General features: G+C 69.5%; 30 protein-coding genes. 16 read left to right on the forward strand and 14 right to left on the reverse strand.

The annotated features are described in order from the left end of the window. Window positions 1-44 precede the first annotated feature (44 nt). The 4 genes from ACWDOP_RS25840 (at window position 45) to ACWDOP_RS25855 (ending at window position 3515) form a co-directional block, all read left to right on the forward strand. Window positions 45-779: a TetR family transcriptional regulator gene (locus ACWDOP_RS25840; RefSeq protein ID WP_456347116.1), complete on the forward strand. Its 735-nt coding sequence runs from the start codon at window positions 45-47 to the stop codon at window positions 777-779. 165 nt (window positions 780-944) lie between these two features. Then, entirely contained in the window at window positions 945-2102 is a 1158-nt protein-coding gene (locus ACWDOP_RS25845; RefSeq protein WP_454202499.1) for an acyl-CoA dehydrogenase family protein, read from the forward strand. A 346-nt stretch (window positions 2103-2448) separates the two neighbouring features. Further along, a complete protein-coding gene (locus tag ACWDOP_RS25850; RefSeq protein WP_456347117.1) occupies window positions 2449-2826 on the forward strand; it encodes a hypothetical protein in 378 nt (125 codons plus the stop codon). A gap of 20 nt (window positions 2827-2846) precedes the next feature. Continuing rightward, window positions 2847-3515, forward strand: a complete 669-nt coding sequence (locus ACWDOP_RS25855; protein ID WP_456347118.1) for a YdcF family protein — start codon at window positions 2847-2849, stop codon at window positions 3513-3515. 52 nt (window positions 3516-3567) lie between these two features. Here the strand turns inward: ACWDOP_RS25855 and ACWDOP_RS25860 are convergent, their stop codons facing one another. Together ACWDOP_RS25860 and ACWDOP_RS25865 are read right to left on the reverse strand one after the other, a co-directional pair. Beyond that, window positions 3568-4371 carry an aminotransferase class IV family protein gene (locus ACWDOP_RS25860; RefSeq protein WP_456347119.1) on the reverse strand — a complete coding sequence of 268 codons (804 nt, stop codon included), beginning with the start codon at window positions 4369-4371 and terminating at the stop codon, window positions 3568-3570. A 285-nt stretch (window positions 4372-4656) separates the two neighbouring features. Continuing rightward, window positions 4657-5079, reverse strand: a complete 423-nt coding sequence (locus ACWDOP_RS25865; protein ID WP_456347120.1) for a hypothetical protein — start codon at window positions 5077-5079, stop codon at window positions 4657-4659. Window positions 5080-5302: 223 nt separating this feature from the next. Between ACWDOP_RS25865 and ACWDOP_RS25870 the strand changes: the two genes are divergently transcribed. From ACWDOP_RS25870 to ACWDOP_RS25880, 3 genes are all read left to right on the forward strand, one after another. Next, the gene (locus ACWDOP_RS25870; protein ID WP_456347121.1) at window positions 5303-5920 is read left to right on the forward strand and encodes a TetR/AcrR family transcriptional regulator; all 618 of its coding nucleotides are present in this window, start codon (window positions 5303-5305) and stop codon (window positions 5918-5920) included. A gap of 132 nt (window positions 5921-6052) precedes the next feature. Next, window positions 6053-6811 (forward strand): APH(3') family aminoglycoside O-phosphotransferase, encoded by a 759-nt coding sequence (locus tag ACWDOP_RS25875; protein WP_456347122.1) that lies wholly within the window; start codon window positions 6053-6055, stop codon window positions 6809-6811. 228 nt (window positions 6812-7039) lie between these two features. Further along, complete coding sequence (locus tag ACWDOP_RS25880) at window positions 7040-7375, forward strand: hypothetical protein (RefSeq protein ID WP_454202511.1); 336 nt, start codon at window positions 7040-7042, stop codon at window positions 7373-7375. Here ACWDOP_RS25880 and ACWDOP_RS25885 read toward each other — a convergent pair. From ACWDOP_RS25885 to ACWDOP_RS25895, 3 genes are all read right to left on the reverse strand, one after another. Further along, window positions 7372-7662 carry a GNAT family N-acetyltransferase gene (locus ACWDOP_RS25885; RefSeq protein ID WP_454202512.1) on the reverse strand — a complete coding sequence of 97 codons (291 nt, stop codon included), beginning with the start codon at window positions 7660-7662 and terminating at the stop codon, window positions 7372-7374. The genes ACWDOP_RS25880 and ACWDOP_RS25885 overlap by 4 nt on opposite strands. Window positions 7663-7708: 46 nt before the next feature. Then, complete coding sequence (locus ACWDOP_RS25890) at window positions 7709-9028, reverse strand: FAD-binding oxidoreductase (RefSeq protein WP_456347151.1); 1320 nt, start codon at window positions 9026-9028, stop codon at window positions 7709-7711. Window positions 9029-9224: 196 nt separating this feature from the next. Continuing rightward, window positions 9225-9740, reverse strand: a complete 516-nt coding sequence (locus ACWDOP_RS25895) for an anthrone oxygenase family protein (RefSeq protein WP_456347123.1) — start codon at window positions 9738-9740, stop codon at window positions 9225-9227. 112 nt (window positions 9741-9852) lie between these two features. Here ACWDOP_RS25895 and ACWDOP_RS25900 point away from each other — a divergent pair, with 112 nt between their 5' ends. Continuing rightward, window positions 9853-10437, forward strand: coding sequence for a TetR/AcrR family transcriptional regulator (locus ACWDOP_RS25900; RefSeq protein ID WP_456347124.1), 585 nt, complete (start codon window positions 9853-9855; stop codon window positions 10435-10437). A 65-nt stretch (window positions 10438-10502) separates the two neighbouring features. On the opposite strand, the gene ACWDOP_RS25905 is transcribed toward ACWDOP_RS25900, so the two are convergent. From ACWDOP_RS25905 to ACWDOP_RS25915, 3 genes are read right to left on the reverse strand one after another with little or no spacing between them, the layout of a single operon-like run. After that, a complete protein-coding gene (locus tag ACWDOP_RS25905) occupies window positions 10503-11921 on the reverse strand; it encodes an NAD(P)(+) transhydrogenase (Re/Si-specific) subunit beta (protein WP_454202516.1) in 1419 nt (472 codons plus the stop codon). 2 nt (window positions 11922-11923) lie between these two features. After that, window positions 11924-12241, reverse strand: a complete 318-nt coding sequence (locus tag ACWDOP_RS25910) for an NAD(P) transhydrogenase subunit alpha (RefSeq protein ID WP_354986783.1) — start codon at window positions 12239-12241, stop codon at window positions 11924-11926. Next, window positions 12241-13359 carry a Re/Si-specific NAD(P)(+) transhydrogenase subunit alpha gene (locus ACWDOP_RS25915; RefSeq protein WP_454202517.1) on the reverse strand — a complete coding sequence of 373 codons (1119 nt, stop codon included), beginning with the start codon at window positions 13357-13359 and terminating at the stop codon, window positions 12241-12243. Before ACWDOP_RS25915 ends, ACWDOP_RS25910 begins: the two co-directional genes overlap by 1 nt. A gap of 330 nt (window positions 13360-13689) precedes the next feature. On the opposite strand from ACWDOP_RS25915, the gene ACWDOP_RS25920 reads away from it, so the two are divergent. From ACWDOP_RS25920 to ACWDOP_RS25930, 3 genes are read left to right on the forward strand one after another with little or no spacing between them, the layout of a single operon-like run. After that, window positions 13690-14139, forward strand: a complete 450-nt coding sequence (locus ACWDOP_RS25920; RefSeq protein ID WP_456347125.1) for an HIT family protein — start codon at window positions 13690-13692, stop codon at window positions 14137-14139. Continuing rightward, window positions 14136-14270 (forward strand): hypothetical protein, encoded by a 135-nt coding sequence (locus ACWDOP_RS25925; RefSeq protein WP_456347126.1) that lies wholly within the window; start codon window positions 14136-14138, stop codon window positions 14268-14270. Before ACWDOP_RS25920 ends, ACWDOP_RS25925 begins: the two co-directional genes overlap by 4 nt. Before the next feature lie 6 nt (window positions 14271-14276). Continuing rightward, complete coding sequence (locus ACWDOP_RS25930; RefSeq protein WP_456347127.1) at window positions 14277-14915, forward strand: Type 1 glutamine amidotransferase-like domain-containing protein; 639 nt, start codon at window positions 14277-14279, stop codon at window positions 14913-14915. Between the two features lie 10 nt (window positions 14916-14925). On the opposite strand, the gene ACWDOP_RS25935 is transcribed toward ACWDOP_RS25930, so the two are convergent. Beyond that, the gene (locus ACWDOP_RS25935) at window positions 14926-16380 is read right to left on the reverse strand and encodes an MFS transporter (RefSeq protein ID WP_456347128.1); all 1455 of its coding nucleotides are present in this window, start codon (window positions 16378-16380) and stop codon (window positions 14926-14928) included. A gap of 62 nt (window positions 16381-16442) precedes the next feature. Here ACWDOP_RS25935 and ACWDOP_RS25940 point away from each other — a divergent pair, with 62 nt between their 5' ends. Then, window positions 16443-16958: a MarR family winged helix-turn-helix transcriptional regulator gene (locus tag ACWDOP_RS25940; RefSeq protein WP_456347129.1), complete on the forward strand. Its 516-nt coding sequence runs from the start codon at window positions 16443-16445 to the stop codon at window positions 16956-16958. Between the two features lie 30 nt (window positions 16959-16988). Here ACWDOP_RS25940 and ACWDOP_RS25945 read toward each other — a convergent pair whose 3' ends face one another. Further along, window positions 16989-18347 carry an MFS transporter gene (locus ACWDOP_RS25945; protein ID WP_456347130.1) on the reverse strand — a complete coding sequence of 453 codons (1359 nt, stop codon included), beginning with the start codon at window positions 18345-18347 and terminating at the stop codon, window positions 16989-16991. Between the two features lie 134 nt (window positions 18348-18481). Continuing rightward, window positions 18482-19366 carry an NAD(P)H-binding protein gene (locus ACWDOP_RS25950; protein WP_456347131.1) on the reverse strand — a complete coding sequence of 295 codons (885 nt, stop codon included), beginning with the start codon at window positions 19364-19366 and terminating at the stop codon, window positions 18482-18484. A 73-nt stretch (window positions 19367-19439) separates the two neighbouring features. Between ACWDOP_RS25950 and ACWDOP_RS25955 the strand changes: the two genes are divergently transcribed. Then, the gene (locus ACWDOP_RS25955; RefSeq protein ID WP_454202525.1) at window positions 19440-20396 is read left to right on the forward strand and encodes a cupin domain-containing protein; all 957 of its coding nucleotides are present in this window, start codon (window positions 19440-19442) and stop codon (window positions 20394-20396) included. A gap of 257 nt (window positions 20397-20653) precedes the next feature. Further along, window positions 20654-21085, forward strand: coding sequence for an acyl-CoA thioesterase (locus ACWDOP_RS25960; RefSeq protein ID WP_354986794.1), 432 nt, complete (start codon window positions 20654-20656; stop codon window positions 21083-21085). Window positions 21086-21088: 3 nt separating this feature from the next. Here ACWDOP_RS25960 and ACWDOP_RS25965 read toward each other — a convergent pair whose 3' ends face one another. The 3 genes from ACWDOP_RS25965 to pdhA are packed head-to-tail and all read right to left on the reverse strand — an operon-like array spanning window position 21089 to window position 24565. Continuing rightward, the gene (locus ACWDOP_RS25965) at window positions 21089-22426 is read right to left on the reverse strand and encodes a dihydrolipoamide acetyltransferase family protein (protein ID WP_456347152.1); all 1338 of its coding nucleotides are present in this window, start codon (window positions 22424-22426) and stop codon (window positions 21089-21091) included. Window positions 22427-22472: 46 nt separating this feature from the next. Next, window positions 22473-23456: an alpha-ketoacid dehydrogenase subunit beta gene (locus ACWDOP_RS25970; protein ID WP_456347132.1), complete on the reverse strand. Its 984-nt coding sequence runs from the start codon at window positions 23454-23456 to the stop codon at window positions 22473-22475. Beyond that, on the reverse strand, window positions 23453-24565 hold the full coding sequence (pdhA, locus tag ACWDOP_RS25975; RefSeq protein WP_456347133.1) for a pyruvate dehydrogenase (acetyl-transferring) E1 component subunit alpha: 1113 nt from the start codon (window positions 24563-24565) through the stop codon (window positions 23453-23455). The genes ACWDOP_RS25970 and pdhA overlap by 4 nt, the downstream gene beginning before the upstream one ends. Before the next feature lie 182 nt (window positions 24566-24747). Between pdhA and ACWDOP_RS25980 the strand changes: the two genes are divergently transcribed. Both ACWDOP_RS25980 and ACWDOP_RS25985 read left to right on the forward strand, forming a co-directional pair. Further along, window positions 24748-25266, forward strand: a complete 519-nt coding sequence (locus ACWDOP_RS25980) for an Lrp/AsnC family transcriptional regulator (RefSeq protein ID WP_454202528.1) — start codon at window positions 24748-24750, stop codon at window positions 25264-25266. A gap of 85 nt (window positions 25267-25351) precedes the next feature. Beyond that, window positions 25352-26806: a benzoate/H(+) symporter BenE family transporter gene (locus ACWDOP_RS25985; RefSeq protein WP_456347134.1), complete on the forward strand. Its 1455-nt coding sequence runs from the start codon at window positions 25352-25354 to the stop codon at window positions 26804-26806. Window positions 26807-26858 lie beyond the last annotated feature (52 nt).

Here is a 26858-nt window from a genome sequence, read left to right on the forward strand (position 1 = left end):
GGCTGCATGCCGGGGGAGCGGGTTCCTATGGTTACGGTTGAGCGGTGACCGTTGACCCTTCTCCCGCTGCCCGCTCCGGGGCGGACGCGACCGCGCGGCGGCTGCGCGTCGTCGATCAGGCTCTGCGGCTCTTCGCCGACAAGGGTTACGAGGCAACGACTGTCGACGAGATCGCCGAGGCGGCGGGGATCTCGCGGCGGACGTTCTTCCGGCAGTTCCGGTCGAAGGAGGATGTGGTCTTCGCCGACCACGAGTCGCAGCTGGCGCAGGCGCGGGAGTTCCTCGACGCCGCGCAGGGTGATCCGTGGGATGCGGTGTGCGAGGCCGTGATCGAGGTGTTCGAGCGGTTCACGCAGTGGCGGGAGCTGGCGGTGCGCCGGTACGGGGTGGTGCGGCAGGTGCCGACGTTGCGTGAGCGCGAGATCGTGACGGTGTTCCGGTACGAGCGGTTGTTCACCGACTATCTGCGTGAAAAGCTCGCGGGGAGTTCGGATTTGGCGCTGGTGCAGTTCACGGCGGCGGTGACGGCGACGCACAACTATCTGCTGCGGCGCATGGTGCGCGGGCAGTCGGCGGCCGGGTCGGCGGATCTGCGCGCGGCCCTGGCGACGATTCCGCGCGGTGCGCGCGGGCCGTTTGCTGCGGGGCCCGCGGCGGTCGGTGCCGGGGGCGCCGGCGAGCGCGCGGCCGATGATCAGATGGTGGTCGCGGTGTTTCCGAGAGATATGCCGCCCCGGCAGGTCGCGGACTTGCTGGCCAGTCGCCTCGATAGGCTGTAGCCGGTAAACAGTGTTCTAAATGACACTGCGTGCCACTCCCTGAATGGGGAGTAAGCGCATGTGGTCGCACTATTGCGGCGTACACTATCTCGTGAATGGCACTCAGTGCCGAGGATGCTGGGTAACCAGCGGCGATCCGATCCGACGACCAGGAGACGAACTCCCATGGCGGGCAACCCCGATTTCAATCTGTTCCAGCTCGAGGATTTCCACAATGAGCTGCGCGAGGCCATTCGCGGTCTGTCCGAGAAGGAGATCGCGCCCTATGCCAAGGACGTCGACGGCAAGTCGCGTTTCCCGGAGGAGGCGCTGACCGCACTCAACGCCGCCGGCTTCAACGCGGTGCACGTGCCGGACGCCTTCGGCGGCCAGGGCGCGGATTCGGTCGCGACCTGCATCGTGATCGAGGAGGTCGCCCGCGTCTGTGGTTCGTCCTCGCTGATCCCGGCTGTGAACAAGCTGGGCACCATGGGCCTGATCCTGAACGGCTCGGACGAGCTCAAGCAGCAGGTGCTGCCGACCATCGTCAACGGCGGGATGGCGTCCTACGCGCTGTCCGAGCGTGAGGCCGGCTCCGACGCCGCCTCGATGCGCACCCGCGCGAAGCAGGACGGCGACAGCTGGATCATCAACGGCTCCAAGTGCTGGATCACCAACGGCGGCAAGTCCGACTGGTACACCGTGATGGCCGTGACCGACGCCGATAAGGGCGCGAACGGCATCTCGGCGTTCATGGTCCACAAGGACGACGAGGGCTTCGTGGTCGGCCCGCTGGAGCACAAGCTGGGCATCAAGGGTTCCCCGACCGCCGAGCTGTACTTCGAGAACTGCAAGGTTCCCGGCGACCGCATCATCGGCGCCCCCGGCACCGGCTTCAAGACCGCCCTGCAGACCCTGGACCACACCCGCCCGACGATCGGCGCGCAGGCCGTCGGCATCGCCCAGGGCGCCCTGGACGCCGCGATCGCCTACACCAAGGACCGCAAGCAGTTCGGCAAGACGATCGCCTCGTTCCAGAACACCGAGTTCATGCTCGCCGACATGGCGATGAAGATCGAGGCCGCCCGCCTGATGGTCTACACCTCCGCGGCCCGCGCCGAGCGCGGCGAGAAGAACCTCGGCTTCATCTCCGCCGCGGCGAAGTGCTTCGCCTCCGATGTGGCGATGGAGGTGACGACGAACGCGGTCCAGCTGTTCGGCGGCGCCGGCTACACCACCGACTTCCCCGTGGAGCGGATGATGCGCGATGCCAAGATCACCCAGATCTACGAGGGCACCAACCAGATCCAGCGCGTGGTGATGTCCCGCCAGATCCTGCGCTGATTCCCTTCGGCTGCAGCTAGTTTCCTGAGGGCGGTACCGGGTTCGGTACCGCCCTCGGTCTTTCTCTCCCTACCGCACTAGCCGTCAACCAAGCTCAGCCGTCGGCCGGTCCGAAATGGTCGCCCTCGAACAGTGCCAGTACATGCTCAGCTGCCGCACTTCCGTCGCGATCAACGGGCCATCCATGACAGTTCACCATCGTTGCTCCCGTGCGCCGGACAACCCCATCCCCTTCATGAGCCATGGTGGAATGGAGAGACGACGGCGAGATGCGCGCTGTCGACGATCAGCGGGGGTGCTGGTGAGCAGGTGGCGTCGCGCGTTTCGGAGGCGCTGGTTCGCGACCGTGGTTCTTGCCGTGCTGTTGGCAGCCGGTGGGGCAGGGGTCGTGATCAGGGAACCCGAACTGGTGTGTCCCAGCGAGGTTCGGGCATTCGGGCAGCTGCCTGCGCCGGAGCCTGTGGTGCGCAACGGTGAGTCGATGCGGATCGGCGAGCTCGGCAGTTTCTTTCTCGGGTCGGGAGAGCCGCTGGGCGCGGACTACGAGATGGAAGGCGGGGCCGGGGTCGTCGAGCAGGTCGACAGCTCTTTCGTCTGGACCGAGCGGCATTGCGGGCGTGAGACTCTCGGATATCGGTTCATCGTCATTCGTGGCGTGGGCGGGGGCATTGCGGACATCTCGGCGGACGGGCAGTCGCTGACGCTGTACATACTGGCGGCATAGACCCCGACCCGAGGAGAACTGTGCCGTCGACGACCATTCCCGCCGAACTGCGCGGCGACGTCGAAACGTTGTGGGAGCACGCGCGGATGGGGGATGAGCCGCAGGCCGTCGACCTGGGGATCGGGCTCGGGAGCCACGACCTCGACGTGCCGGTCTTCGCGGCCGAGCTTTACCACCGGGGGCTCTTTCCGCGGATCCTTTTCACCGGAGGCAACGCGCCCGGGACGTTCGACCTCTTTCCCCGCGGGGAGGCCGTTCATTTCCGCGAGCGCGCGATCGAGCTCGGTGTGCCGGCGGACGCCATTCTGGTCGAGCCGCACGCCACCAACACCGGCGAGAACATCGACTTCACCCGGGACCTCATCCGGAAGCTCGGGATGAGTCACGAAATCCGTTCGGTCACACTGATTTCCCGGCCCTACCAGCAGCGCAGGAGCTATGCCATCTGCCGTAAAAGATGGCCGGAAGTCGAGGTGACGTGCGTATCGCGCACGCTGCCGCTCGACGACTACGTCGCCGCGATCGGCGACGCCGACCGGGTGATCAACACCCTGGTCGGCGACACCCAGCGGCTGTGGGTCTACCCGGCGCTGGGGTGGGCGATCGAGCAGCCGGTGCCGGACGCCGTGCGAAAGGCGTTCTCGCGCTTGGTCGACGCCGGATACGTCAGGCGGTTGCATCCCGAATAGCGGCCCCTCGTAGTCGGCCACGCCGAGAGATGCAGCCCCGCAGCCGTATTCGTCACGGCGCGACACGAGGTTCGGCTTCGTAGGCGCGGTGGAGGAGTTCGAGGAACTCACCAGCCTCGGGGAGGTCGGTCGTGGCGATGCGACGAACCGGGATCCCCGGGGTCCAGGAGTTCATGACCACCGCACCGGAGAGCCCGGCCAGATCAGCGGGAGTGACTTCCTGCTCGCGCTGGGACACCCCGAGCTTCTCTAGGTGCCGCTGGACAATCCCCATCGTCGTACCGCGCAACATCTCCGCCCGCGGCCACACCACCGCGGCCCCGTCCCAGAACGCCAGATTCCAGATCGACGCCTCACTGAACCGCCCGTGGCGGTCGAGGAACGCGGCGTCGTCGTAGCCCTGGGCGACGGCCTCGCGCAGGTAGAGGGTCTTGGCGACCTCGCCGACGTGCTTCACCTCCGGCAACGTGCGCTCGTGCTCGACCGCCGCGAGTGCCAGCGGCCCGGTCGGCCCGGTCGATGGCGGCGCGGTGCGGACCAGGACCTCGAGCTCTACATCGGGCCCGGCGACGGTGAACTCCCCCGCCGGGGAGAACACGGTGGCCGTGAGTGACAGGTCGGCGGGGCCGTTCGCGAGGGCCGCGCGCAGGTGCTCGCGAATCACCTCGTCCGGCAGGGCCCGCCCGAACATCCGCAGCGACGCGTTGCGGAGGCGTTCCAGGTGCAGGTCGAGGCCGCGAATCCCGTTGTCGCGCACCTGCATCGCGGTGAAGTGCGCGTACCCGGTGAACGCCAGCGGCGTCAGGTCGGGGGTGGTGGCGGGCCGGCCGTTGAGGTGAGCGACGTAGGAGTTCATGCGATCGAGCCTGCCGCCGGGGGAGACGGCCAACCAGTGCGCGGCTATCCGGGGTGTGGCAACACCACCCTGCCGGTCGTGTAATTAACCGACTACTTGTCCGATCAGCACGGACACACATGACGAAATCACTTTTCCGGAGTCCCGGCATGCTGACGCGCCGTGACCGTAGGGGCTGTGTAGACGCCAGACATCCGCCGGCGTTTGCCAATTTCGCGTGAGTTCCTGCGCGCCGAGGCGGACCGTGCTGCACCGGGAACCGAGCAGACCTTCCTGGCGCAGCGACTACTCGGTATCCGGCCCCGCGACTCGCACCGGCACCGCGCACGTCACGGCCCCCACCACGAACGTCACCGTGGTCGGCTCCTCCGACGCGTCCGCGTCGGCCGTGATCTCCACGGACAGTTCGGGATTCGCCGACGTATCGAGGGTGATCCCGTCGAAGCTCAGCACGTCCGCGCGGGAATCGGCGCCGGGTTGGTAGCTGGTCCCGTCCCCGCCCGTCAACTCGTGCCGGGTGAAGGTCAGGCCCGAATCGGGGACGACGCCGACCACTATCCGGACCTCGCCCACCCCGCCCTCGTCGTTCGGCGTCACGCGGACGCCCACCCGTGCCGTACCGCCGCCCGGGGCGATGGTCACTTCCTCCGGACTGGGTTCGACGGTGAAGGGATGTCCGATCTCACCGGTGAGTCCGATCGCGCTCATAGTCCGCTCCTGCCCTGCGTCAAAGCCACTGGGAACCACACTCGGCGACTACCCGCTGGCGCGACCGCCATGCGCTCCCCCGACCGGCCGGGGCGGCGCGCACGACACGCCGTCCTTCGGGCGGCCCCGAACGCAATCCACCTGACCTGCGTAAACGGCGTCTACTCTGCGTCCGGGTCATCCGGTGATTAACCGATTACATATCTGGGGAGCGCAGACACAGATGACGAAACCACCCCTGCCGCGCGATGCCGCCGCGACGCGCCGCCGAATCCTCGATGCCGCCACCGCCGAGTTCTCGGCCTTCGGCCTGGCCGGCGCCCGCACGGCCCGAATCGCCGAGTCCGCCCGCTCCAATCCCCGCATGCTCTACGCCTACTACGGCAGCAAGAGCGCCCTGTTCGACGCGGTGCTGACCCACCACGCGACGGCCGTCCACACCGCGATCCCCTTCGACGCCGAGGACCTCCCCCGCTACTCCCAGCGGGTATTCGACTTCTACAGCGCCGCTCCCCACCTCGCCCGTCTGCTGGCCTGGCAGTCGCTCGAACGCCCCGGCCTCGCGAAGTCCGCGCCCGCCCTGCGTGCCGCCACCGAACACCGGATCTCCGCCGTGGAACACGCGCAATCCACCGGCCGGGTCACCGCGACGGTCCCCGCCGAGCAACTTCTCGGCCAGGTACTGACCCTGGTCTACGGCAGTGTCGCCGAGGCGGCGGCGAACCGTCCCGACGCGCACCGCCACGAGCTCGGCCGGGCAGTCGCGATCCTGGTGGATCCGGCGCGCGGCAGCACCGCAGTCGGCGGGGCGGGCAATTCTCCTGCGCGGCAACCGATGTGAAGCCATCGCCCGCCGGGCGCAGCGCTTTTCGGCCGCTGCCACGTGTCAACGACACCTCCTTCGGACCCGCACTCGCGCCGTGCCACGAAATGCGGAGGCGATCCGAACCTGTCTCCTGGCAGACTCGCCGGCATGGCCGAGTGGGAAGTGGTGACCGTAGGGTGCAGCGACGCCGTGGTGCGTCGCAGTGTGGACGGCACGCGATTCGACAAGACGGCGACCAGCCCCGCCGCGCGAGCCGAGCTGCTGGACGAACGGGACCGGCTGCTGTGGCTCGCCCGCGCAGGATTGGGTGCGCCGCGCGTCCTGGATTGGATTGAAAACGGGGGCGAGTTCACGCTCGTCACCTCGACCCTGCCGGGGACCCCCGCGAGCGAGCTGTCATCCACCCTGGCCACGACGGCCGTCGACGCCCTGGCGGACTACCTGAAGTCGCTGCACGCGTTGCCAGTCGACAGCTGCCCGTTCGATCGCACACTGGCGGTGACCATCCCGGCGGCGGCCGCGAACGTGGCGGCCGGACTGGTGGACGAGGACGACTTCGACGGTGAGCGAGAAGGCCACACCGCGGCACAGCTGCTGGCCGAACTCGAATCGGACCGCCCACGCGCCGCCGCCTCGGAAGCCGCCGATCTCGTCGTCTGCCACGGCGACTTCTGCCTGCCGAACGTGCTGCTCGATCCCGAAACCCTGACGGTGACAGGCATTCTCGACGTCGGCCGCCTGGGCGTCGCCGACCGCCACCTGGATCTGGCGCTGCTCACCCGATCGGTCGCCGACCCCGACCTCAACCCCGCCTACGGTCCCGAACTCGCCGCGCGGGTCGCCGAGCGCACCGGCGCGGACCCCTGGCGCCTCGACTACTACCGCCTACTCGACGAGTTCTTCTGAGCTGCGGTCGCCGATGATCGCCGTTCGCTCGGATTCTGCGGGTCCGGAATCCCGCAGTCCCGCAGCGCCTCCGCGTGTCGCCGCGAAAACCCTTAGATAGCTGAATGATTGCTCGATCCGCAACATCCCCGGTAGCCGGGTGAACGGGGAGTTCTCGATACGGTTTCCTCAGGTAAACCATGGCTTTCGGGACTGTCGGCCCGCGAGCGACGGGTGCACTATGGATCCATGGCCGGAGTCGAAATCAACGACACCTTCGTCCGGCGCACGCTGGCCAACGGACGAGTGGAAGAGGTCGCGTGGACCGAGCTGGCCGAGGTGCGCATCATCACCACGGCGGACGGACCGTTCGCCGAGGACGTGTTCTTCGTGCTGATCGGCGCCACGGGTAAGGGGTGTGTCGTGCCGCATTCGGCGGCCGACACCGGGTTCCTGGCGCGACTACAGGCGCTACCGGGCTTCGACAACGAGAAGGTGATAGAAGCCATGATGAGTGTGGCCGACCGCCAGCTGCTCGTGTGGCGGCGGTCGGAGTCCTCGGGCGGGGGTTACCGCGCGAACTAGCCGACCAGATCGGCGTATTCGGGGTGCTCGGCGATGTACTTCTCGACGTACCAGCAGGTGGGGACGACCGAGAAGCCTTCCGCGCGTGCGTCGTTCAGCGCGAATTCGACGACCTGCGCGGCCACGCCGCGGCCCCGGAACTCGGGGAAGGTGAGTGTGTGCTGGATGTCGCGGACCTTGCGATCGCCCCGGGTGCTCTCGGCGTAGTCGGCGTAGCCCGCGAGCGTGTCGTCGAGATAGATCTCGTAGCGCGTGGCGTCGGCGTTGTGTTCCAGCCTGGTACTCATGGTCGGTGTGAACTCCCTTGTCGTGCGGATTGTTCCGGCCGGCGGTTCAGAGCACGGCTCCCGGATTGAGTATCCCGTGCGGATCCAGGGCCTGTTTGATGCGCCGGGTGAGTGCCATCACATCGGGCCCGACCTGGTCGGGGAGCCAATCCTTCTTCAGCCGCCCGACGCCGTGCTCGCCGGTGATGGTGCCACCCAGGGCGATGGCCAGGTCCATGATCTCCCCGAACGCCCGATGAGCCCGCGCGGCCTCGTCCGGGTCGTTCGGGTCGTGCACGATGAGCGGGTGGGTGTTGCCGTCGCCCGCGTGCGCGATGACCGAGATGAGCACGTCCCGCTCCCGCGCGATGTCGGCGACGCCGTTGATCAGTTCGCCGAGCCGGGGCAGCGGCACCCCGACGTCCTCGAGCAGTAGCGGTCCCTTGCGTTCCACGGCCGGGATGGCGAATCGCCGCGCGGCGCAGAACGCTTCGCCCTCGTCCGGATCGTCGGTGCGGAAGGCTTCGGTGGCCCCGGCCTTCTCGCAGGCGGCGAGCATGATGTCCGCTTCGTGTCCGGCGTGCTCGCCGGGTGCGTCGGAACGGGCCACCAGCAACCCCGCCGCGTCCCGATCCAGCCCCATCCGCAGCTCGTCCTCGACCGCGTTGACCGCGACCGCGTCCATGAACTCGAGCATGGACGGCCGCAGCGTCCCGGTGATGGCGAGGATGGCGTCGGTGGCGGCGGTGAGGGTGGGGAAGGTCGCGACCACCGTGGACTGCGGCGGCTGCGCCGGCAGGAGCCGCAGCGTGAGTTCGGTGATGATGCCGAGCGTGCCCTCGCTGCCGACGAAGAGTTTGGTGAGCGAGAGCCCCGCGGAGTCCTTCAGCCGCGGCCCGCCCAATCGCACCGCCGTCCCGTCCGCGAGCACCACTTCCATGCCGAGCACGTAATCGGTGGTCACGCCGTACTTCACGCAGCACAGCCCGCCCGCGTTGGTGGCGGCGTTGCCGCCGATGGAACAGATCTCGAACGAGGACGGGTCCGGCGGGTACCACAGCCCGTGCTCGGCGACGGCCCGCTTGACCTCGGCGTTCAACAGTCCCGGCTGCACGACCGCGGTCCGCGTGATCGTGTCGACCGTGATGTCGCGCATCTTCTCGGTGCTCAGCACGATCGCCCCGTCCTGCGCGGTGGCCCCGCCGGACAGCCCGGTCCCCGCCCCGCGCGGCACGATCGGCACGCCCCGTTCCTGCGCCCACCGCACCACGGCCGCAACCTGTTCGGTGGTCAGCGGCCGCACCAGCGCCAGCCCGATTCCGGCGTTCGGGTCGAACGCCCGGTCCTGCCGGTAGCCCGCCAGCACGTCGGGGTCGGTCACGACCATCCCGTCGGGCAGCAGGGAGCGCAGCGAATCGAGGTCGACGCCAGAGCTGTTCGGTTCCACCCTCAAAAACTACGTGTATCGCCAGAATCGGGCACCCGATACGGGCTGATGTCGCGTTCCGAGTGTCGCTGATTCGCACCCGCCTGTGCGGCGAGCCTGCCGCCGGCGCGATGCGGATGAGCTCGGACACCGGAGCTCACGCGGTAACGAGCGCACGGCGAGCGTCGTCGAGCTCCCGCCCGGATTCCGCGCTCCCGCGCGGCCCCCACACCGCGAGCGCGATCAGCAGCGCGAACGCCCCGAGTCCGGTCAGCGTGCGCAGCACGTGGAAAACATCCCAGCGCGCGAGGATCTCGGCGTAGTCGGCGGGCGCACCCGTCAGCGCCCACTCGTTGATCCGGTGATTGATCGGCACGTTGCCCAGCCGCGTGATCGCGAACGACGCCGCCACCAGCGCCGCCGCGCCCGCCGCGACCCGTCGCACCCGCCCGCGCCCGAGCCACGCGAGCGTGAGACAGCTCAGCGCCGCGACGGCCATGGTGGCCTGCATGCTGATGCTGTTCATCTTCATGAGCTCGGTGTGGAACTCCAGCCGCATCTGTAACGGCACCCGTCGGAACGTGGGCGCGAGATTCACCGCGCCGTAGCCGAAGGCCCCGGCGAGCAGCCCGGTGGACAGCAGTGCGGCGGTGAATACGAACCGATGCGACACGAAATCTCCTGGGGCGCTGACGAAGCGGAGCGCGTGCCGCCGCTGTCGTATAATTCTGACAACGCTGTAAAGGTTAAGTCGCCATCGACAAGTTTGACAAGGGTGTAAGAGTTTGTCCGCAGAATCCGAGCCCCGTCGCCGCGCCGACGCCGAGCGCAGTCGCGCCGCCATCCTCGACGCCGCCCTCGCCCTGCTGCCGGATCAGCCCGGCGCGGGCATGTCGGCGATCGCCGCGGCCGCCGGGGTGAGCAGGCAAACCATCTACGCGCACTTCCCTTCTCGCGACGACCTGCGCGTCGCCGTCGCCGACCGCCTCGCCGCCGCGACGGCCGCCGCGATGTCCGACGCCGATCTCACCGCGGGCTCGCCCACCGCCGCCCTGCTCCGCGTGCTCGACATCAGCTGGCGCACTTTCGAAGCCAACACCCCCGTCATGCGGAACCTCGGCCCCGTCGCCCCCAAAGACGGCTACGCCCGCCACATCCCGGTCACCGACCACCTGCTCCCGCTCCTGCGCCGCGGCCTGGCCTCCGGCGAATTCACCTGCGGCACAACCCCGGAATGGCTCGCGACCGCCATAGTGTCCGTGGGCGCCGCCGCCAAGCAGGCGGTGAAGTCCGGCCGCATGACCCGCCCGGAAGCCGAAGCGGCCCTGCGCGAAAGCGTGCTGCGCCTCGCCGGCGCGGACGGGGGATGACGACGATGGCCCGCACCCCTCATCGGGTGCGGGCCATCGATTGCCTTGCGGTGGCAGGGAATCCCCTACAGCTGCTTCAGCTCCTCGGTCACCGAGCTGACCGACTTCTTCGCGTCACCGAACAGCATGGAGGTGGTGTCCGCGTAGAACAGCGGGTTGTCGATGCCGGCGAAGCCGGAGTTCATCGAGCGCTTCAGGACGATGACCGACTTGGCCTTGTCCACGTCGAGCACCGGCATGCCGTAGATCGGGGACGAGGAGTCCTCGCGGGCGGCCGGGTTGGTGACGTCGTTCGCGCCGATGACCAGGGCGACATCGGTGCGGCTGAACTCGCCGTTGATGTCGTCCATCTCCTTCATCGCGTCGTAGGAGACCTCGGCCTCGGCCAGCAACACGTTCATGTGGCCGGGCATACGACCGGCGACGGGGTGAATCGCGTACTTGACCTCGACGCCCTTGGCCTCGAGCAGCGCCGCCATCTCCTTGACCGCGTGCTGCGCCTGGGCGACGGCCATGCCGTAGCCGGGCACCACGATGACCTGGTTGGCGTACGCCATCTGGATCGCCGCGTCGGCCGCGGAGGTGGCCTTGGCCTGCTTCTGCTCGCCGCCGGCGCCGCTGGGCGCGGTGCCGCCGCCGCCGAAGCCACCGGCCACGATGGCCGGGATCGAGCGGTTCATGGCCTTGGCCATGAGGTTGGTCAGGATGGTGCCGGACGCGCCGACGATCATGCCCGCCACGATCATGGCGGTGTTGTTCAGCGCCAGACCCGCGGCCGCGGCCGACAGACCGGTGAGCGCGTTGAGCAGCGAGATGACGACCGGCATGTCCGCGCCGCCGATGGGCAGCACGACCATCAGGCCCAGGATGCCCGCGAGCACGAGCACCAGGATCATCCAGTACTGCGGCACACCGTCATTGGTGGCGCCGATGCCGATGACCACCGCGGCCGCGATGGAGCCGAGCAGCAGCAGCAGGTTCAGCGGCTGCTGCAGCTTGCCGATGCCGATCGGGCGGCCCGGCAGCGTCTCCTGCAGCTTGAGGAACGCGATGATCGAGCCCCAGAAGGACACCGAGCCGATGATGGCCGCGAACAGCGAGCCGATCACGATGTGGACGGTGGGCTCTTCGCCGTGCTTGAACGCGGAAAAGCCGGTGGTGTCGATGAATTCGGCCCACGCGATGAGGGCCACGGTGCCACCGCCGACGCCGTTGAACGCGGCGACGAGCTGCGGCATGGCGGTCATCTTGGTGAAGCGGGCCGGGGGCACGCCCAGGCCGATGCCGACCACCAGACCGGCCACGATGATGATCCAGTTGCTGGTGTCGCGAATCGAGATGAAGGTCGCGATGACCGCGATCACCATGCCGATGGCGGCGATCCAGTTGCCGCGCACCGCCGTCTTCGGGCCCGTCAGGCCCATGAGGCCGTAGATGAAGAGCGCGAAGGAGACGATGTAGAGAATGTTGACGAGATTGTCCATGGCTACTTACCGGCCTTCTCGGTCGCGGCGGGCTTCTTGGCCTTGAACATGCCGAGCATGCGGTCGGTGACCACGAAGCCGCCGACCACGTTCAGCGTGCCGAAGACGACCGCGACGAACAGAATGATCTGCATGAGGATCGAGGGGTCCTCGACCTTGCCGAACACCACGAGCGCGCCGAGCACCACGATGCCGTGAATGGCGTTGGTGCCGGACATGAGCGGCGTGTGCAGGGTGTTGGGCACCTTGGAGATGACCGCGAAGCCGACGAACCCGGATAGCACCAGGATCGCGATGTTCGCGAGAAGTTCGGTGTACATCAGGCTTCCACCTCACGCGTGACGCAGGAGTCGGCCAGCACCTGATCGCTGAAATCGGGGGCCAGGGCGCCGTCCTTCAGCATCAGTTCCAGCAGGGCCGAAATGTTCTTGGAGTACAGCTCCGAGGCGTGCTCGGGCATGGTCGCCGGCAGGTTCAGCGGCGAGCAGATCGTGACGCCGTGGCGCACAACGGTTTTGCCCGGCTCGGTGAGCTCGCAGTTGCCGCCGGTCTCGCCCGCCATGTCGATGATGACGCTGCCGGGCTTCATGCCCTCGACCGCGGCGGCGGTGACCAGGCGCGGCGCGGGACGACCCGGAACCAGCGCGGTGGTGACCACGACGTCGAACCCCTTGATGGCGTTCTCGAGCGCGGCCTGCTGCTGGGCCTTCTCGTCCTCGGTGAGTTCGCGGGCGTACCCGCCCTCACCGGCGGCGTCGATGCCGAGGTCCAGCCACTGCGCGCCGACCGAGCGCACCTGATCGGCGACCTCGGGGCGGACGTCGTAGCCGGTGGTCCGGCCACCGAGACGCTTGGCGGTGGCCAGGGACTGCAGTCCGGCCACGCCGACGCCGAGGACCAGCACGGTCGCGGGCTTCACGGTGCCCGCGGCGGTGGTGAGCATCGGGAAGAAGCGCGTCGATTCCGACGCGGCCAGCAGCACGGCCTTGTAGCCGGCGACGTTGGCCTGCGAGGACAGCGCGTCCATCACCTGGGCCCGGGAGATACGCGGAATCGCCTCGACGGCGAACGCCTGGACGCCCGCGGCCTTGAGCGCGCCGATCTTGGTGTCGGCGTTGCGGGGCGCGAGGAAGCCGATGAGCGTCTGCCCGCTGGAGAGCTTGGCGATCTCGGCGTCGTTCGGCGGCGCGACCTTGACGACCACATCGGCCGACCACGGATCGCCCACGGTGGCGCCCGCTTCGACGTATGCTTCATCCGGGATGAGCGCGCCCAGTCCGGCCCCGGCCTCGACGATCACTTCCACGCCCTGCTTCAGCAGGGAGGGAATGATCTTCGGCACCAATGCGACGCGTCGTTCGTCCGAGTTCGTCTCGCGAACTACGCCGACGCGTGCACCGCGGGGCGCAGCCGTCTGTGCGCTCTGCGTTGTGTCCACTGTCAAAACTTCCTTCTCGATGATGAACCGGAGCCACCGTGTTGCACGTGATGGGCCGGGTCACCGGTCCAAACGGTGAGGCCGAACTTACTGACAAGTAAGTTCGTGAGAATTCTCGCAACTGTACCTGGTCCGGCGTGAGCGTAGCGGAGATAGCGATCACATGGTGTTGCTAGAAACGCTCACCCGGCAATCGTCCGCAAGCCCGCTACCGGCCACAAGTACGCACGACGGTGTGCGCTACTTACTGGTAGGTGTGTTTCCTGTTGGGGCGAACGGTGTCTGCGAAGGGGGTGTCGCGGCTCACTCGTACGCCGTAATGTCTGCCGGGTGAGCGGCTGTATCTTCTGCGAGATCGTGGCGGGCTCGGCGCCCGCGACCAAGGTATTCGAAGACGACGCCCTGGTGGCGTTCCTCGATATCCGGCCCATCACGCGGGGGCACATGCTGGTGATCCCCAAGGAACACGCGTCCGACCTGAACGCGCTGGACCCGGCGCTGGGCGCGCGGCTGTTCACCGCCGGGCACCGGCTCGCGAAAGCGGTGCGCCGCGGCGATCTCGGCGCCGACGGGGCGAATCTGGTGCTCAACGACGGCAAGTCGGCCTTCCAGACCGTGCACCACGTGCACCTGCACGTCATACCGCGGCGCACGGGCGACATCCTGACCTTCGCGAAGGGGTTCGTCATGCGCCGCCCGCACGATCGGGAATCCACCGCCGCGGCCATCCGGGCGGGGCTGGAGCGGCTGACCGCGGAGGAAAGGGAAACCAGCACATGACCGACACGGTGCCCGACCACGCCGCCCGCGCGGCCACCTTGCCCGGCCAGTGGGACACCCGCACCCGGCCAGTGGGCGAGGTCCGCCCGGGCGGTAATGCCCTGGTCCACGGCCTCGACGGCGCCTGCTGAGCCCCGGTGCGACTCTTTCTGTCCAGCTATCGTTTCGGCGCGCACGCCGATCGGCTGCTCGCCATGATCGGTGCGCCCGGGCGCGTCGCGGTGATCGCCAACGCCTGCGACGCCTGGCCCTCGGCCTGGCAGAGCGCGGTCACCAGTGATCTGGTTCCGTTGCGCCGCATGGGTTTCGTGCCCGAGGTGGTGGACCTGCGGGACTATGTCGGCCGGACCACGGCCCTGGAGCGCACGCTGACCGGTTTTCCGCTCGTGTGGGTACGCGGCGGCAACACCTTCGTGCTGCGCGCCCAATTCGCCCGCAGCGGAGCCGATGTCGTGCTGACCCGGCTGCTGGAGCGGGACGCACTGGTCTACGCCGGCTACAGCGCGGGCGCCTGCGTGCTGACCCCGGATCTGCACGGCCTCGAGTCCATGGACGACCCGGAGGAGGTGCGCACGGCCTGCGGGGTGGAGCCGCGCTGGGACGGATTGGGCCTGGTGGATCGGCCGATCGTCCCGCACCTGGATTCGCCGACCGACCCGGAAGGGCTGTCGCGCAAGCTCGCTCGCGAGTACCTGGCCGCCGGTACACCGCACTGGGCGCTGACCGACGACCACGTCGTCCTGGTGGACGGGGACCGCACCGAGGTGCTCACCTAGCGGGGTATCGCTAGAACCCCTTGTGCCGCAGCCCGTGTCCGAGCGCCACCGCCGCGGCCGCGAACGCGCCGACGGACAGCACGGCGAAGCTCGCCACGTAGGCGCCCACGCTGGGCGCGTGGGTGCCCGCCATGACGTGCGCGGACAGGATGGACGCGGTGACCGCGCCCGCGATGCTGCCGCCGGCGGTGCGCACCAGGGAGTTGATGCCCGAGGCGATACCGCTCTCGCTCATGGCCACGTGCTGCACCGCGAGGGTGCCCAGGGCCGCGTAGCCGATGCCGAATCCGGTGCCCTGCAGGACATTCGCGATGATCATGTCGTAGCCGTGATCGTGCGAGAAGGTCAGCCAGCCCATGGAGAGTCCGGCGAAGGCCGAGCCGATGGCCAGGGTGTACGCCGGGCCGATCTTGGCGGCGATGCGGCCGGTACGGAAGGAGAAGAAGGTCATCAGCGCCGAGCTGGGGATGCCGTACAGGCCCACCGCGAGCACGGAACCGGACAGGCCGTAGCCGACCTTGTCGGCGGGGGTCTGGATGAAATTCGAGATGAGCGTGAAGGATCCGAACATCGAGAAGCCCAGCAGCGCCGAGGCCAGGTTCGCCGAGAGCGACTGCGGGCCGACCAGCAGCTGCAGGCGCACCAGCGGCTGCTCCACCTTCAACTCGACGAACACCCAGATCACCGCGAGCACGATGGCCGTGCCGAACAGCGCCAGCACCGAGCCCGAACTCCAGCCCCAGCGCGGGCCCTCGCTGATCGCGAGCAGCAGCGAGACGAGCAGTCCGGCGAGCAGGGCCGCGCCGATGTAGTCGGGCTTGCCGCCGTGGCGCACGCCGTTGTTCTTGGCGCTCACCTGGATCAGGACGGTGGCGACCACGCCGAGGGCGGCGGTCAGCCAGAACACCGGGTGCGGATCGGTGGTGTGATCGGCGATGACGCCGGTGATGAGCAGGCCGACGGTGCCGCCGACGCCCATGGTGCCGGACACGACGCCGATCGCGCCGACCAGTCGCTCCCGCGGGAACGTGTCGCGAATGATGCCGATGGCCAGCGGGATCATGGCCGCCGAGATGCCCTGCAGTGACCGGCCGACGATGTAGACGCCGAGCGTGGTGGCGAAGGCGCAGATCACCGACCCCGCGATGAGCACACCCATGGTGATCATGACCATGGGCTTCTTGCCGTACATGTCGCCGAAGCGCGCGAGCAGGGGAGTGGCGACCGCGCCGGTGAGCAGCGAGGCGGTGAACAGCCACGTGACACCGGCGACGTCGGTGTTCAGCTGCACGATCATGCGCGGCAGCAGTGGGATGACCACGGTCTGCTGCAGCGAGACGACCAGGCCCGCCGCGCACAGCGCGAGCAGGGTCAGGCCGAGGTGCGCCGGCTTGTTGTCCGGGGCGGGGGTAGTCCCGGCAGCGGGGATGCTCCCACCGCCCTGACCGACTGCGGTCGAAGTCATGCGCTGTTCCTCTTTTGTATTACTTACCAAAATTAAGTAAATGGGTTTCGTAAGATAACCACATGCCGCCGCCGGAAGCCATCTCCCCCCACGAGGTTGACGAGGGTCACGTCGTGGAACTCGAGCGTGCGCTGGCCCGCGTCGCCTACCTGCTGACCAGGGTCCGCCGCCACGACCGCGCCATGCACGAGTGCGGTCTCACCATGGACCGCGCCAGCGTCCCCCTGCTGCGGGTGCTGGTCGACGCCGAGGAGCCGATGCGCCTGGGCGAACTCGCCACCCGCCTCGACGTCGAGGCCCCCCACGTGAGCCGCCAGATCCAGCGCCTGGAGAAATCCGGCCACGTCGAGCGCGTCCCCGATCCGGACGACCGCCGCGCCCAGCGCGTGCGCCCCACCCCCAAGGCCCGCGAGGCCGTGGAAGCCATCCGTTCGGTGCTGCGCGGCTGGATGCGCGAGGCCCTCACCGACTGGTCGTCGGAGGACCTGAAGGCCCTGGCCGTCCTCAACCACCGGATGGTCGACGACTTCCTGGACCACGCCGACCAGGTCGGCGATCTCACCGCCCGCCCCCGCTGATCTGCTCCGGCCGATCTCGGCCGGGTACCGCTATGTCGCGCGGCCCGATCCGGCGACCGCGCGGGCGCCCCACGCGCACAGCAGCAGGGCCAGCAGCGGGACGACCATCGCGGTGGTGAGCGAGACCAGTTGGGTGAGCCAGCCGATGATCGCGGGGCCGGCGAGCAGGCCCACGTAGCCGAGGCCGAAGACCCGGGACATGTCGGTGGCGGAGGTGGCCGAGCCGAGATTGCCCGCGGCGGTGAAGACCTGGGGTACGCCGCCCGCCAGGCCGATACCGCACAGGGCCCAGCCCAGGATGGTCAGGGGCAGCCAGCCGGACAGGGTGATCAGGGCGAAACCCGCTGCGGCCAAGAGGGTTCCCCAGCGCAGCACGGCCACCGGGCCGAGCCTGCCCGCCACCCGGTCGGCGCCGAACCGGCCCGCGGTCATGGTCGCGGAGAACGCGGCGAAGGCCAGTCCCGCCGTACCCGTGTCGACCTCGAGGCGGTCGCGCAGCTGTAGCGCGCTCCAGTCGGCCGCGACTCCCTCGGCCATGAGGAGGACGAACGCGATTCCGCCGAGCGCCAGCACCTTTCGCGTCACGCCCGCGCGGCCCGCCGTCACTCGAAGGTCCGGATCGCCGGCCGCCTCGGGCTTCGCCGGTTCCGTGGTGGGCGGCGTCGAGTCGGTGGTTCGGGCTGCTGCGAAATCAGGTGCGGACACCCCGGCCGCGGCGGAGCCCGGTACGGCCTCCCTGGTGGCCTCGTCGGGCGTCAGGGGGCGTGTCTGCCCGTTATCCTGCTGTGCCGCATGGGAATCAGCCGCCCGATGGTGGGTGCTCGGCAGCAGGCGGGGCGCGCAGACGGCCACCATGGTGAGACCGAAGGCCGCCGCCACGAGGAAGGTGACGTGGATGTTCCAGTCCGCGCGCTGGGTGGCGGCCCCGGCGAGCGACCCCGCCAGGCCGCCGAGAGAGAACAGCGCGTGGAACGCCGCCATGATCGGCCGGGCATACGCCCGTTCCACGTGGACCGCCTGGGCGTTCATCGACACGTCGAGCATGCCGTTGCCGAAACCGTATGCCACCAGGGCGAGTGCGAGGGTGAGCGGCGAGGTCGCGAAAGCCAGGCCGGGCAGGGTCAGGGACAGCAGGGTGGCGGCGGTCGCGGTGAGGGTGCGGCTGCCCAGTCGGTCGGCGAGCGGTCCGGCGGTCTGCATGCCCACGATGGCGCTGGCGGCCATGAGCAGAATGAGCATGCCCAACAGGCTGTGGGAGACGCCCGTGCGCTCGGAGACCGCCGGAATGTGCACGATCCAGATGGCCGAGAGCAGACCGTTCAGCCCGAACACCACGAACAGCGCGGCGCGTGCGAGTCGAATCGGGGGAGCGGGCGTCGCAGCGACCATTGGTACGACGCTACCGGCAGAACCGGCAGCTCCCCGTGACCCCGGCGATCGCGGCTTCGTCGACACTCCCGGCCGGGCTTCGAATCGGTACCGGATCGGAGTTCCGAATCCGGTGGAATACAACCTGTTTCGTCTCAATTGTAGGCCCGGGCACCGACAGATTTACCCCGCGCTGTGACCGAGAAGACACCGGAAACCGCCACGTCGCGGGCATACTCGGCGAAATCCCGGGGCGCGCGGCCCAGGGCCCGCCGCACCCCGTCGGCCGGCGCGGCGTTGCGCCCGTCCAGCAGGACCCCGAACAGATAGTCGAGCAGGCTGATCTCCGCGCCCGGCACGCCGCGCGCGCTCAGGGCCGCAATGTATTCCGTGCGCGACACGGACTCGAACGACAGCTCCAGCCCGCAGGCCGCCCCGAGTTCGGCGATCGCCGCGGCGAAGGACAGCGCGCGCGGCCCGGTCAGCTCGTACACCTGCCCGGCGTGCCCGTCACGGGTCAGCGCCGCCACCGCGACATCGGCGATGTCGTCCGCGTGCACGAACGGTTCGGGCGTCGCCCCGACCGGCAGAGCCAGTGTGCCCGTGCGCAGTTCGCTCGCGAAGAGCCCCTCGTCGAAGTTCTGCGCGAAGAACGCGCAGCGCGCGATCGTCCACTCCGGCCCCGAATTCCGAACTATCTCCTCGCATTCCAGCGCCTCGGGCTCCGCGCGCCCGGACAGCATGACCACCCGCCGCACCCCGGCCGCCGCCGCCCGCGCGGTGAACGACTTGAGGGCCGAGGTCGCGCCGGGCATCGCCAGGTCCGGCGCGTAGGCGAGGTAGACCGCCGCGACGCCGTCCAGCGCCGCCGCCCAGGTGGTCCGGTCGTTCCAGTCGAAGGGCGGATCCGCCCGGCGCGATCCGAGCCGCACCGGTATCCCGAGCGCGGTCAGCCGGGCGCTCACCCGCCTGCCGGTCTTACCGGTCCCGCCCAGCACCAGGACGGTATCCGCACTGCTGGGGATGTCTTTATCGGTCATGCCACCAGTACATCGAGAAGCCCTGAGACTGAACATGGTTGAGAAGCGCCCGCACATTTGCCATCGTCTAGGTATGGATGCGTTGGCCAGCTTGCTCGAAGGACCACGTGCGCGGGCCGCGTTCGTGATGCGATCGTCCTTCGACCCACCCTGGTCGCTGCGCATCCGGGACGAAGCCCCGCTCACGCTGGTGGCGATGGTGCGCGGCGGCGGCTGGATCGTCCCGGATCCCAAGGGCGGCAAGCAGATCGCGCCCAGGCAGCTGCGCGAGGGCGATATCGCGATCTTCCGCGGCCCGGACCACTACACCGTCGCCGACGATCCCGAGACCGAGCCGCAGGTCATCATCCATCCGGGTCAGATCACCACCACCCCCGACGGCGAGGTGCTCTGCGAGACGCTCAGCCTGGGCATGCGCAGCTGGGGAACCAGCGCCACCGCCGCGAACGTGCTGGTCACCGGCACCTACGAGCAGGAGTCGGCCGCCAGCCGCCGGCTGCTGCGGGCACTGCCGCCCATCGCGGTGCTCGCCCGCGACGAGGTCGACACCCGGGTGCTCGATCTGCTGGTGGAGGAGGCCGCCAAGGATCTGCCCGCCCAGGGCGCGATGCTGGACCGCCTGCTGGACCTGCTGCTCATCGCGACCCTGCGGGCCTGGTTCTCCCGGGCCGACGCCCCCGCCTGGTATCACGCCTACGCCGATCCGCTGGTGGGCAAGGCGCTGCGCCTCATGCAGCACAACCCCGCGCACGGCTGGACCGTCGCGTCGCTGGCCGCCGAGGTCGGCGTCTCGCGCGCGGCCCTGGCCCGGCGGTTCACCGAGCTGGTCGGCGAGCCCCCGATGGCCTTCCTCACCGATTGGCGCCTGGCCCTGGCCGCGGACCTGCTGCACGAGTCCGACGCGACCCTGGAGTCGATCGCCCGCCGCGTCGGCTACGGCAGCGCGTTCGCCCTGAGCACCGCCTTCAAACGCCACCACGGCATCAGCCCGCGCGATCACCGCAACGCCTCGGACGAGCGCAGCGCCTGATTGCCGGGCAGCCTCTCCACCGGCCGCGGTATCGCGGCGAGTCGAGCCGAGGCGTGCCGCGGACAGTCGACGCCCGGGCTCGGGCACAAACGTGATTCGGCGCATCGGGCAGCGCCGATCCCGGCGGTTTCGGCCGGGATCGAGGCGGGGATTCGCCCAGAGGCGGCCCGGCACGCGGTTCGGCGCACCGTGAGTGGCACGCCGCAGCCTGAACCCCGCCGTATCGTCCCGCGCGGAAATCCCCTACCGTCCGTGGGGTGACGGATGAGCGATACCCGGTGCTCTGGCCGGTGCCGACCCGCTGGGCGGACAACGACCACTACGGCCACGTGAACAACGTGACCTACTACAGCTACTTCGATACCGCGGTGAACGCGTGGCTCATCCACGCGACCGGCACCGACATCCGGGATCTGCCCGCCATCGGCGTGGTGGCGCAGACCTCGTGCAAGTTCGTCGGGTCGATCAGCTTCCCCGACCAGCTCCGGGTCGGCATTCGCATAGCGCGCCTGGGCAATTCGAGCATCAACTACGACCTCGCCATCTTCCGCGAGGCGGGCGGCACCCTCGAACTGGCGGCGACCGGCACCTTCGTGCACGTCTACGTCGACGAGGTGACCCGCAAGCCGGTGCCGATCCCCGCGGTGATCCGCGAGGCCGCCGAGCCCCTGGTCGTCACCTACTCCTGACGGCTAGACGCGACCGAGCAGGGTCAGCGGATCCTCCAGGAGCGCGGCCACGGCGGACAGGAACCGTGAGCCCTGTTCGCCGTCGATCATCCGGTGGTCGAAGCTCAGGCCGAGGGTGGTCACCCAGCGCACGGCGATCTCGTCGCGATGCACCCACGGGCGCTTGCGGATCGAGCCCAGGCACAGGATCGCCGCCTCGCCCGGATTCACCAGCGGCACACCGGCATCCACGCCGAAGACACCCACGTTCGAGATGGTGAAGGTGCCGCCGGTGAGATCGGCCGGGGTGGCCGTGCCGGACCGCGCCAGCTCCGCGACCCGGCCGATGTCCTGGCACAGGTCCCGCAGGCTCAGCGCCTGTGCCTCTTTGAGATTGGGCACCAGCAACCCGCGCGTGGTGGCCACCGCGATGCCGAGGTTGGCGTAGTGCTTGGTGACGATCTCCTGGTTCGCTTCATCCCAGGAGGCATTCAGCTCCGGGAACTCGCTCAGCGCCACCAGCGTCGCCTTGGCGACCAGCGCGAGCGGGGTGAGCGTGAGCCCGGCGAAGGTCGGGGTCGCGCGCAGATGATCGAGCAGTTCCATGGAACCGGTGAAATCGGTGGTCACGAAGGCGCTGGCCTGGGGAATGTGCTGCGCGCTCGCCACCATGGCCGCCGCGGTGCGTTTGCGCACGCCGGTGATGGGGGTGCGGGTTTCGCGTTCACCGGGCGTCCGGCCCGCTTGCGCGGAGCCGACCGGGGTGACCGGCGGCGCGGTGTGAATCGGGATGTGTTCCGTGCCGGGGCGCTCGTCGCGCAGATCGCGCACGGTGACCGCGCCGTCGGGCCCGGACCCGGCGACCGAACCCAGGTCGACGCCGGTGTCGCGGGCCAGTCGCCGGGCGCCCGGGGTGGCCGCCGGCCGTCGGCGGGCGAGCCCCTCGTGTCCGCGATTCAAGCCCGTGTCCGCGGTGGTGCCGGTGGCCGTGGCCGCCGCCCGGGCGCGCCGCGAGACGGGCTCGCTGTCGGGCCCGTAACCCACCAGCACCGCCTGCCGTTCCGGCGCGGCGGACTCGGCCGTGTCCGCGACAGCAGAGGATGCCGGTCCCGCAACGGATTCCGCGTCCGCCGCGGTCCCGATCCGGATGAGTCCCGCGCCCACCGGCACGGTCTCCCCGGGCTGCGCGAGCAGCTCCAGCACCGTCCCGGCATACGGACTCGGTAGCGCCACCTGTGCTTTCGCCGTCTCGACCTCGGCGATGACCTGATTCAGTTCCACCGTGTCGCCGACCCGAACCGCCCACGACACCAATTCGGCATCGGCCAATCCCTCACCGAGATCGGGCAATTGGAATTCCATGACCTGACGCTGTTCTTCCACCGAGCTTCCTCCGAAGGCATGACCGTTAGGCGGCGAGCGTGCGATCGACCGCGGCGAGAATGCGGTCGGGGTCGGGCAGGTGGTGCCGTTCGAGCTTAGCGGGGGGATAGGGGATGTCGAAGCCGCCGACCCGCAGCACCGGCGCTTCCAATTCATAGAAGCAGCTTTCGGTCACGCGCGCCGCGATTTCCGCGCCTAGACCGCCGAATACCGGCGCTTCATGGACGATGACCAAACGTCCGGTTTTGCGGACGGAGGTCTCGATGGTGTCGAAATCGATCGGCGACAGGCTGCGCAGATCGATCACCTCCAGCGAATGCCCCTCCGCCGCCGCGATATCCGCGGCGCCGAGCGCGGTGGCGACGGCGCCGCCGTACGCGACGATCGTCGCGTCGTCCCCGCTCACGCAGACGCGGGCGCTGTCCAGCGGCAATCCGCCGTCCCGGTCCAGCTGCGCGAAGTCGACCTCGGCCTTGTCCCAGTACCGCCGCTTCGGTTCGAAGAACACCACCGGATCGTCCAGCGCGACCGCCTGGCGGATCATGAGATACGCGTCGGCCGGATTGCTCGGCGACACCACCCGCAACCCGGCGGTGTGCGCGAAATACGCTTCCGGGGATTCGGAATGGTGTTCGACCGATCCGATGCCGCCGCCGAACGGAATACGAATGGTGATGGGGGCGGTCACTTTTCCGCCGGTGCGATAGTGAATTTTCGCCACCTGGCACACGATCTGGTCGAATGCGGGATACACGAATCCGTCGAACTGGATTTCGCACACCGGCCGCAGGCCGCGCAACGCCATTCCGAAAGCCGTTCCTATAATGCCGGATTCGGCCAGCGGCGTATCGATGACCCGGTTGTTCCCGAAGTCCTTCTGCAGGGTGTCGGTGACCCGGAAGACACCGCCCAGCCTGCCGATGTCCTCGCCCATGAGCAGGACCTTGGGATCGTCCTCGAGCGCCCGGCGCAGTCCGAGGTTGATCGCTCCCGCGAAGGTGGTCTTCATGACCGTGCTCCCTCCAGATAGGCGGCGTACTCGGCGCTTTCGCGTTCTATGAGACGGTGCGGGGTGGCGTACACGTGCTCGAACAGCGCGCTCGGATCCGGGTCGGCCATGCCGAGGGTGGCGCCGCGCAGGCGCGCGGCCACCGCGTCGGCGGTCACGGTGACCTCCTGTGCGAAATCGCTGTCCCACAGCCCTTCTCGCTCCAGCAGCCGGCGCAGGCGGTCGATGGGGTCGCGCCGCCGCCACAGTTCGATCTCCGCGGCCGCGCGATAGCGGGTGGGATCGTCGGCGGTGGTGTGCGGTCCCATGCGATAGGTGATGGCCTCGATGAACGACGGGCCGCCGCCCGCGCGGGCGCGCACCAGGGCCTGCCGGGTCACCGCCAGCACCGCGAGGGCGTCGTTGCCGTCGACCTGCACCGCGGGAATTCCGTAGCCGGCGGCCCGGCGCGCGATCGGCGTGGCGCTCTGCACCCGCACCGGCGCGCTGATGGCCCAGTGATTGTTCTGGCAGAAGAACACCACCGGCGCGTCCCAGGAGGCGGCGAAACCCAGCGCCTCGGCGATGTCGCCCTGGCTGGTGGCGCCGTCGCCGAAGTAGGCGATGGTGGCGATCTCCGCGCCCTCGAGCTGGGCGGCGTACGCGTAACCGGTGGCGTGCAGGCCCTGCGCGCCGACCACGATGGCCGGATTGGTGATGTTGAACGCGTCGGCGTCCCAGCAGGAGTGCGCCACCCCGCGCCACAGCGCGGTCATCTGCTCGGGCGGCACCCCGCGGCAGTAGGCGACGCCGGCTTCGCGGTAGCTGCAGAAGGCGTAATCGTCCGGGTGCAGGGCGTGCGCGGAGCCGACCTGGGCGGCTTCCTGGCCGAGCAGCGGGGGCCACAGACCCAGCTGGCCCTGGCGTTGCAGGGCGGTGGCCTCGGTGTCGATGCGGCGGGCCACGACCATGTCGGTGTACATCGCGCGGAGGCGGTCACCGCCGATGTCGGCGACGAGCGGGGCGTGCGCCCGGTCGTGGACGCGGTGCCCGTCGGGCTGGAGGAGCTGTACCGGGTAGGGGACCTTCTCGATATCGCCCTGCGGGGGAGAGATGCGCTGCTCCGGCATCGGTATCGCCTCCTCGAAACGCCGGGTACACCGTGGGCGCCGGGGGATTGTGTCCCGTATCGACGGCGGTGTGTGGCCTGTACCACACAGCATCCTCCGCTGTGCGATCTGCGCAAGTACCAAGGTCAAAACTGAGCAGAATGCGCGGTTGAGCCCGCGGTCGGCGTGTCATACTGCCTTTCATGAGCAGCAGGGAACCCTTCACCGGCCCGCTCGACGCCACCGACGCCCGGCTGTTGCTGGAACTGGTGGACAACCCCCGCGCCACCGGCGTGGAACTCGCGGCCAGACTGGGTCTCTCCCGCAACACCGTGCAGGCCAGGCTGGCTCGCTGGGAGGCCGCCGGGGTCCTCGCCAGCGTCGAACGCCGGGTCGAACCCCGCGCCCTGGGCTATCCCCTGGCAGCCCTGGTGTCCGTGGTGGTCGACCAGCACCGCCTCGACGCCGTGGTGTCCGCGCTGGCCGAGATTCCCGAGGTCACCGAGGTCTGCGGCACGACCGGCGCGACCGATCTGATCGTGCGTGTCGTGGCGGTCGACGCCGACGACCTCTACCGCCTGGCGGGCCGGGTCCTCGAGATCCCCGGCGTGGAACGCACGAACACCTCCCTGCTGATGCGCTCCCTGGTGGGCCCACGCACCGCGCCCCTGCTGGACCGCCTGGCCGGAACCAACGGCACCCCCGACCCCGACTCGAACTGACCCGCGCTGGGCTCACCCCGATTTCAGTCCAGTTTCGATGCATTGGCCACTGACCGCACCCGGAGTGGACCGGGACCATGGCCCGATGACGTCTCTCGCCGCCACCCCCGCCGCCGATGGCCCCGCGAACGGCCACGGCCGCGCGACGGTGCCGCCCGGCGAGGTTCCGGCGACGGGCGCCGCACCCGTGGGCGAGCCCGGCGCGACGGCAGCCGGTCCCGCCGCACTCGGCGCCGAGGCCGGGGCGCCCGCCGATCTGTTGGCCGGCGTCCCAGCCGGACCGGATGGTGCGGTAGGTGCGCGAGGCCGCGCCGAACTGGACGAAGCCGCGTTCGGAGATGCGTCCGATGGCGAGTCGCCGGACGCCGGGATCGGGCAGGCGCTCGGGGCGGGGATCGTCACCGCGCTGGTGGGATTCACGAGCTCGTTCGCGGTCGTGCTGGCGGGGCTCACCGCGGTGGGAGCCACAGCGGCACAGGCGGCTTCGGGGCTGCTCGCGGTGTCGGTGACCATGGGCGCGGGGATCCTGATCCTGAGTCTGCGGTACCGGATGCCGATCACGCTGGCCTGGTCCACGCCCGGCGCGGCGCTGCTGGCGAGCACCGGGGTCGTGGCGGGCGGGTGGCCCGCGGCCGTCGGCGCGTTCGTGGTGACGGGCCTGCTCATCGTGCTGACCGGGTTCTGGCAGCGGCTCGGCGCGCTGATCGCGGCCATTCCGGTGGAGATCGCGCAGGCCATGCTGGCCGGGGTGCTGCTGCCGCTGTGCCTGGCCCCGATGAAAGCCCTCGCGGTGACCCCGGCGGTGGTGGTGCCGGTCATCGCGACCTGGCTGATCCTGCAGAAGTACGCGGCCCGGTGGGCGGTGCTCGCGGCGTTCGGGGTGGCGGCCGTCGGCGCGGGCATCGACATGGCTGTGCACCAGCGCGGTCCCGAACTCGCCGCCATGGCGCCCCGGTTGGAATTCGCTGTGCCGCAATGGAGTTGGCAGGCTCTCATCGGGATCGCGGTGCCGCTGTACGTGGTGACCATGGCCGCGCAGAACATCCCGGGTACCGCGGTCATGAGTTCGTTCGGCTATCGCGTGCCCTGGCGCGCCGCCATGACGGTGACCGGCCTGGGCACCGTCCTGGGCGCACCGGCGGGCGGCTACGCCATCAACCTCGCCGCGATCAGCGCCGCCCTGTCCGCCGCCCCCACCGCGCACCCGGATCCCAAGCGCCGCTGGATCGCCGCCGCCACGGCCGGCGCGACCTACCTCCTACTGGCCCTGGCCTCGGGCGCGCTCGTAGCCCTGGTCGCCGCCGCCCCCGACGGCGTCCTGGAAACCGTTGCGGGCCTTGCCCTCATGGCCACCCTCGCCGCCGCCCTGACCTCCGCGCTGACCCCGCCCGACCACCGCCTCGCCGCCGCCTTCACCTTCATGGTCGCCGCCTCCGGCATCGCCCTGCTCGGCGTCGGCGCGGCCTTCTGGGCGCTGGGCGCCGGCCTCCTGGTCCGCCGCCTCCTGCGCCCCCGCCCGCAACCGGAAGCAACCTCCTGACACGTTCGCCGGCACGCCGGGACACGGCCACGCCCGAGTGCGCGGCGATACC

The sequence above is a fragment of the Nocardia sp. NPDC003693 genome (genome assembly GCF_053981095.1).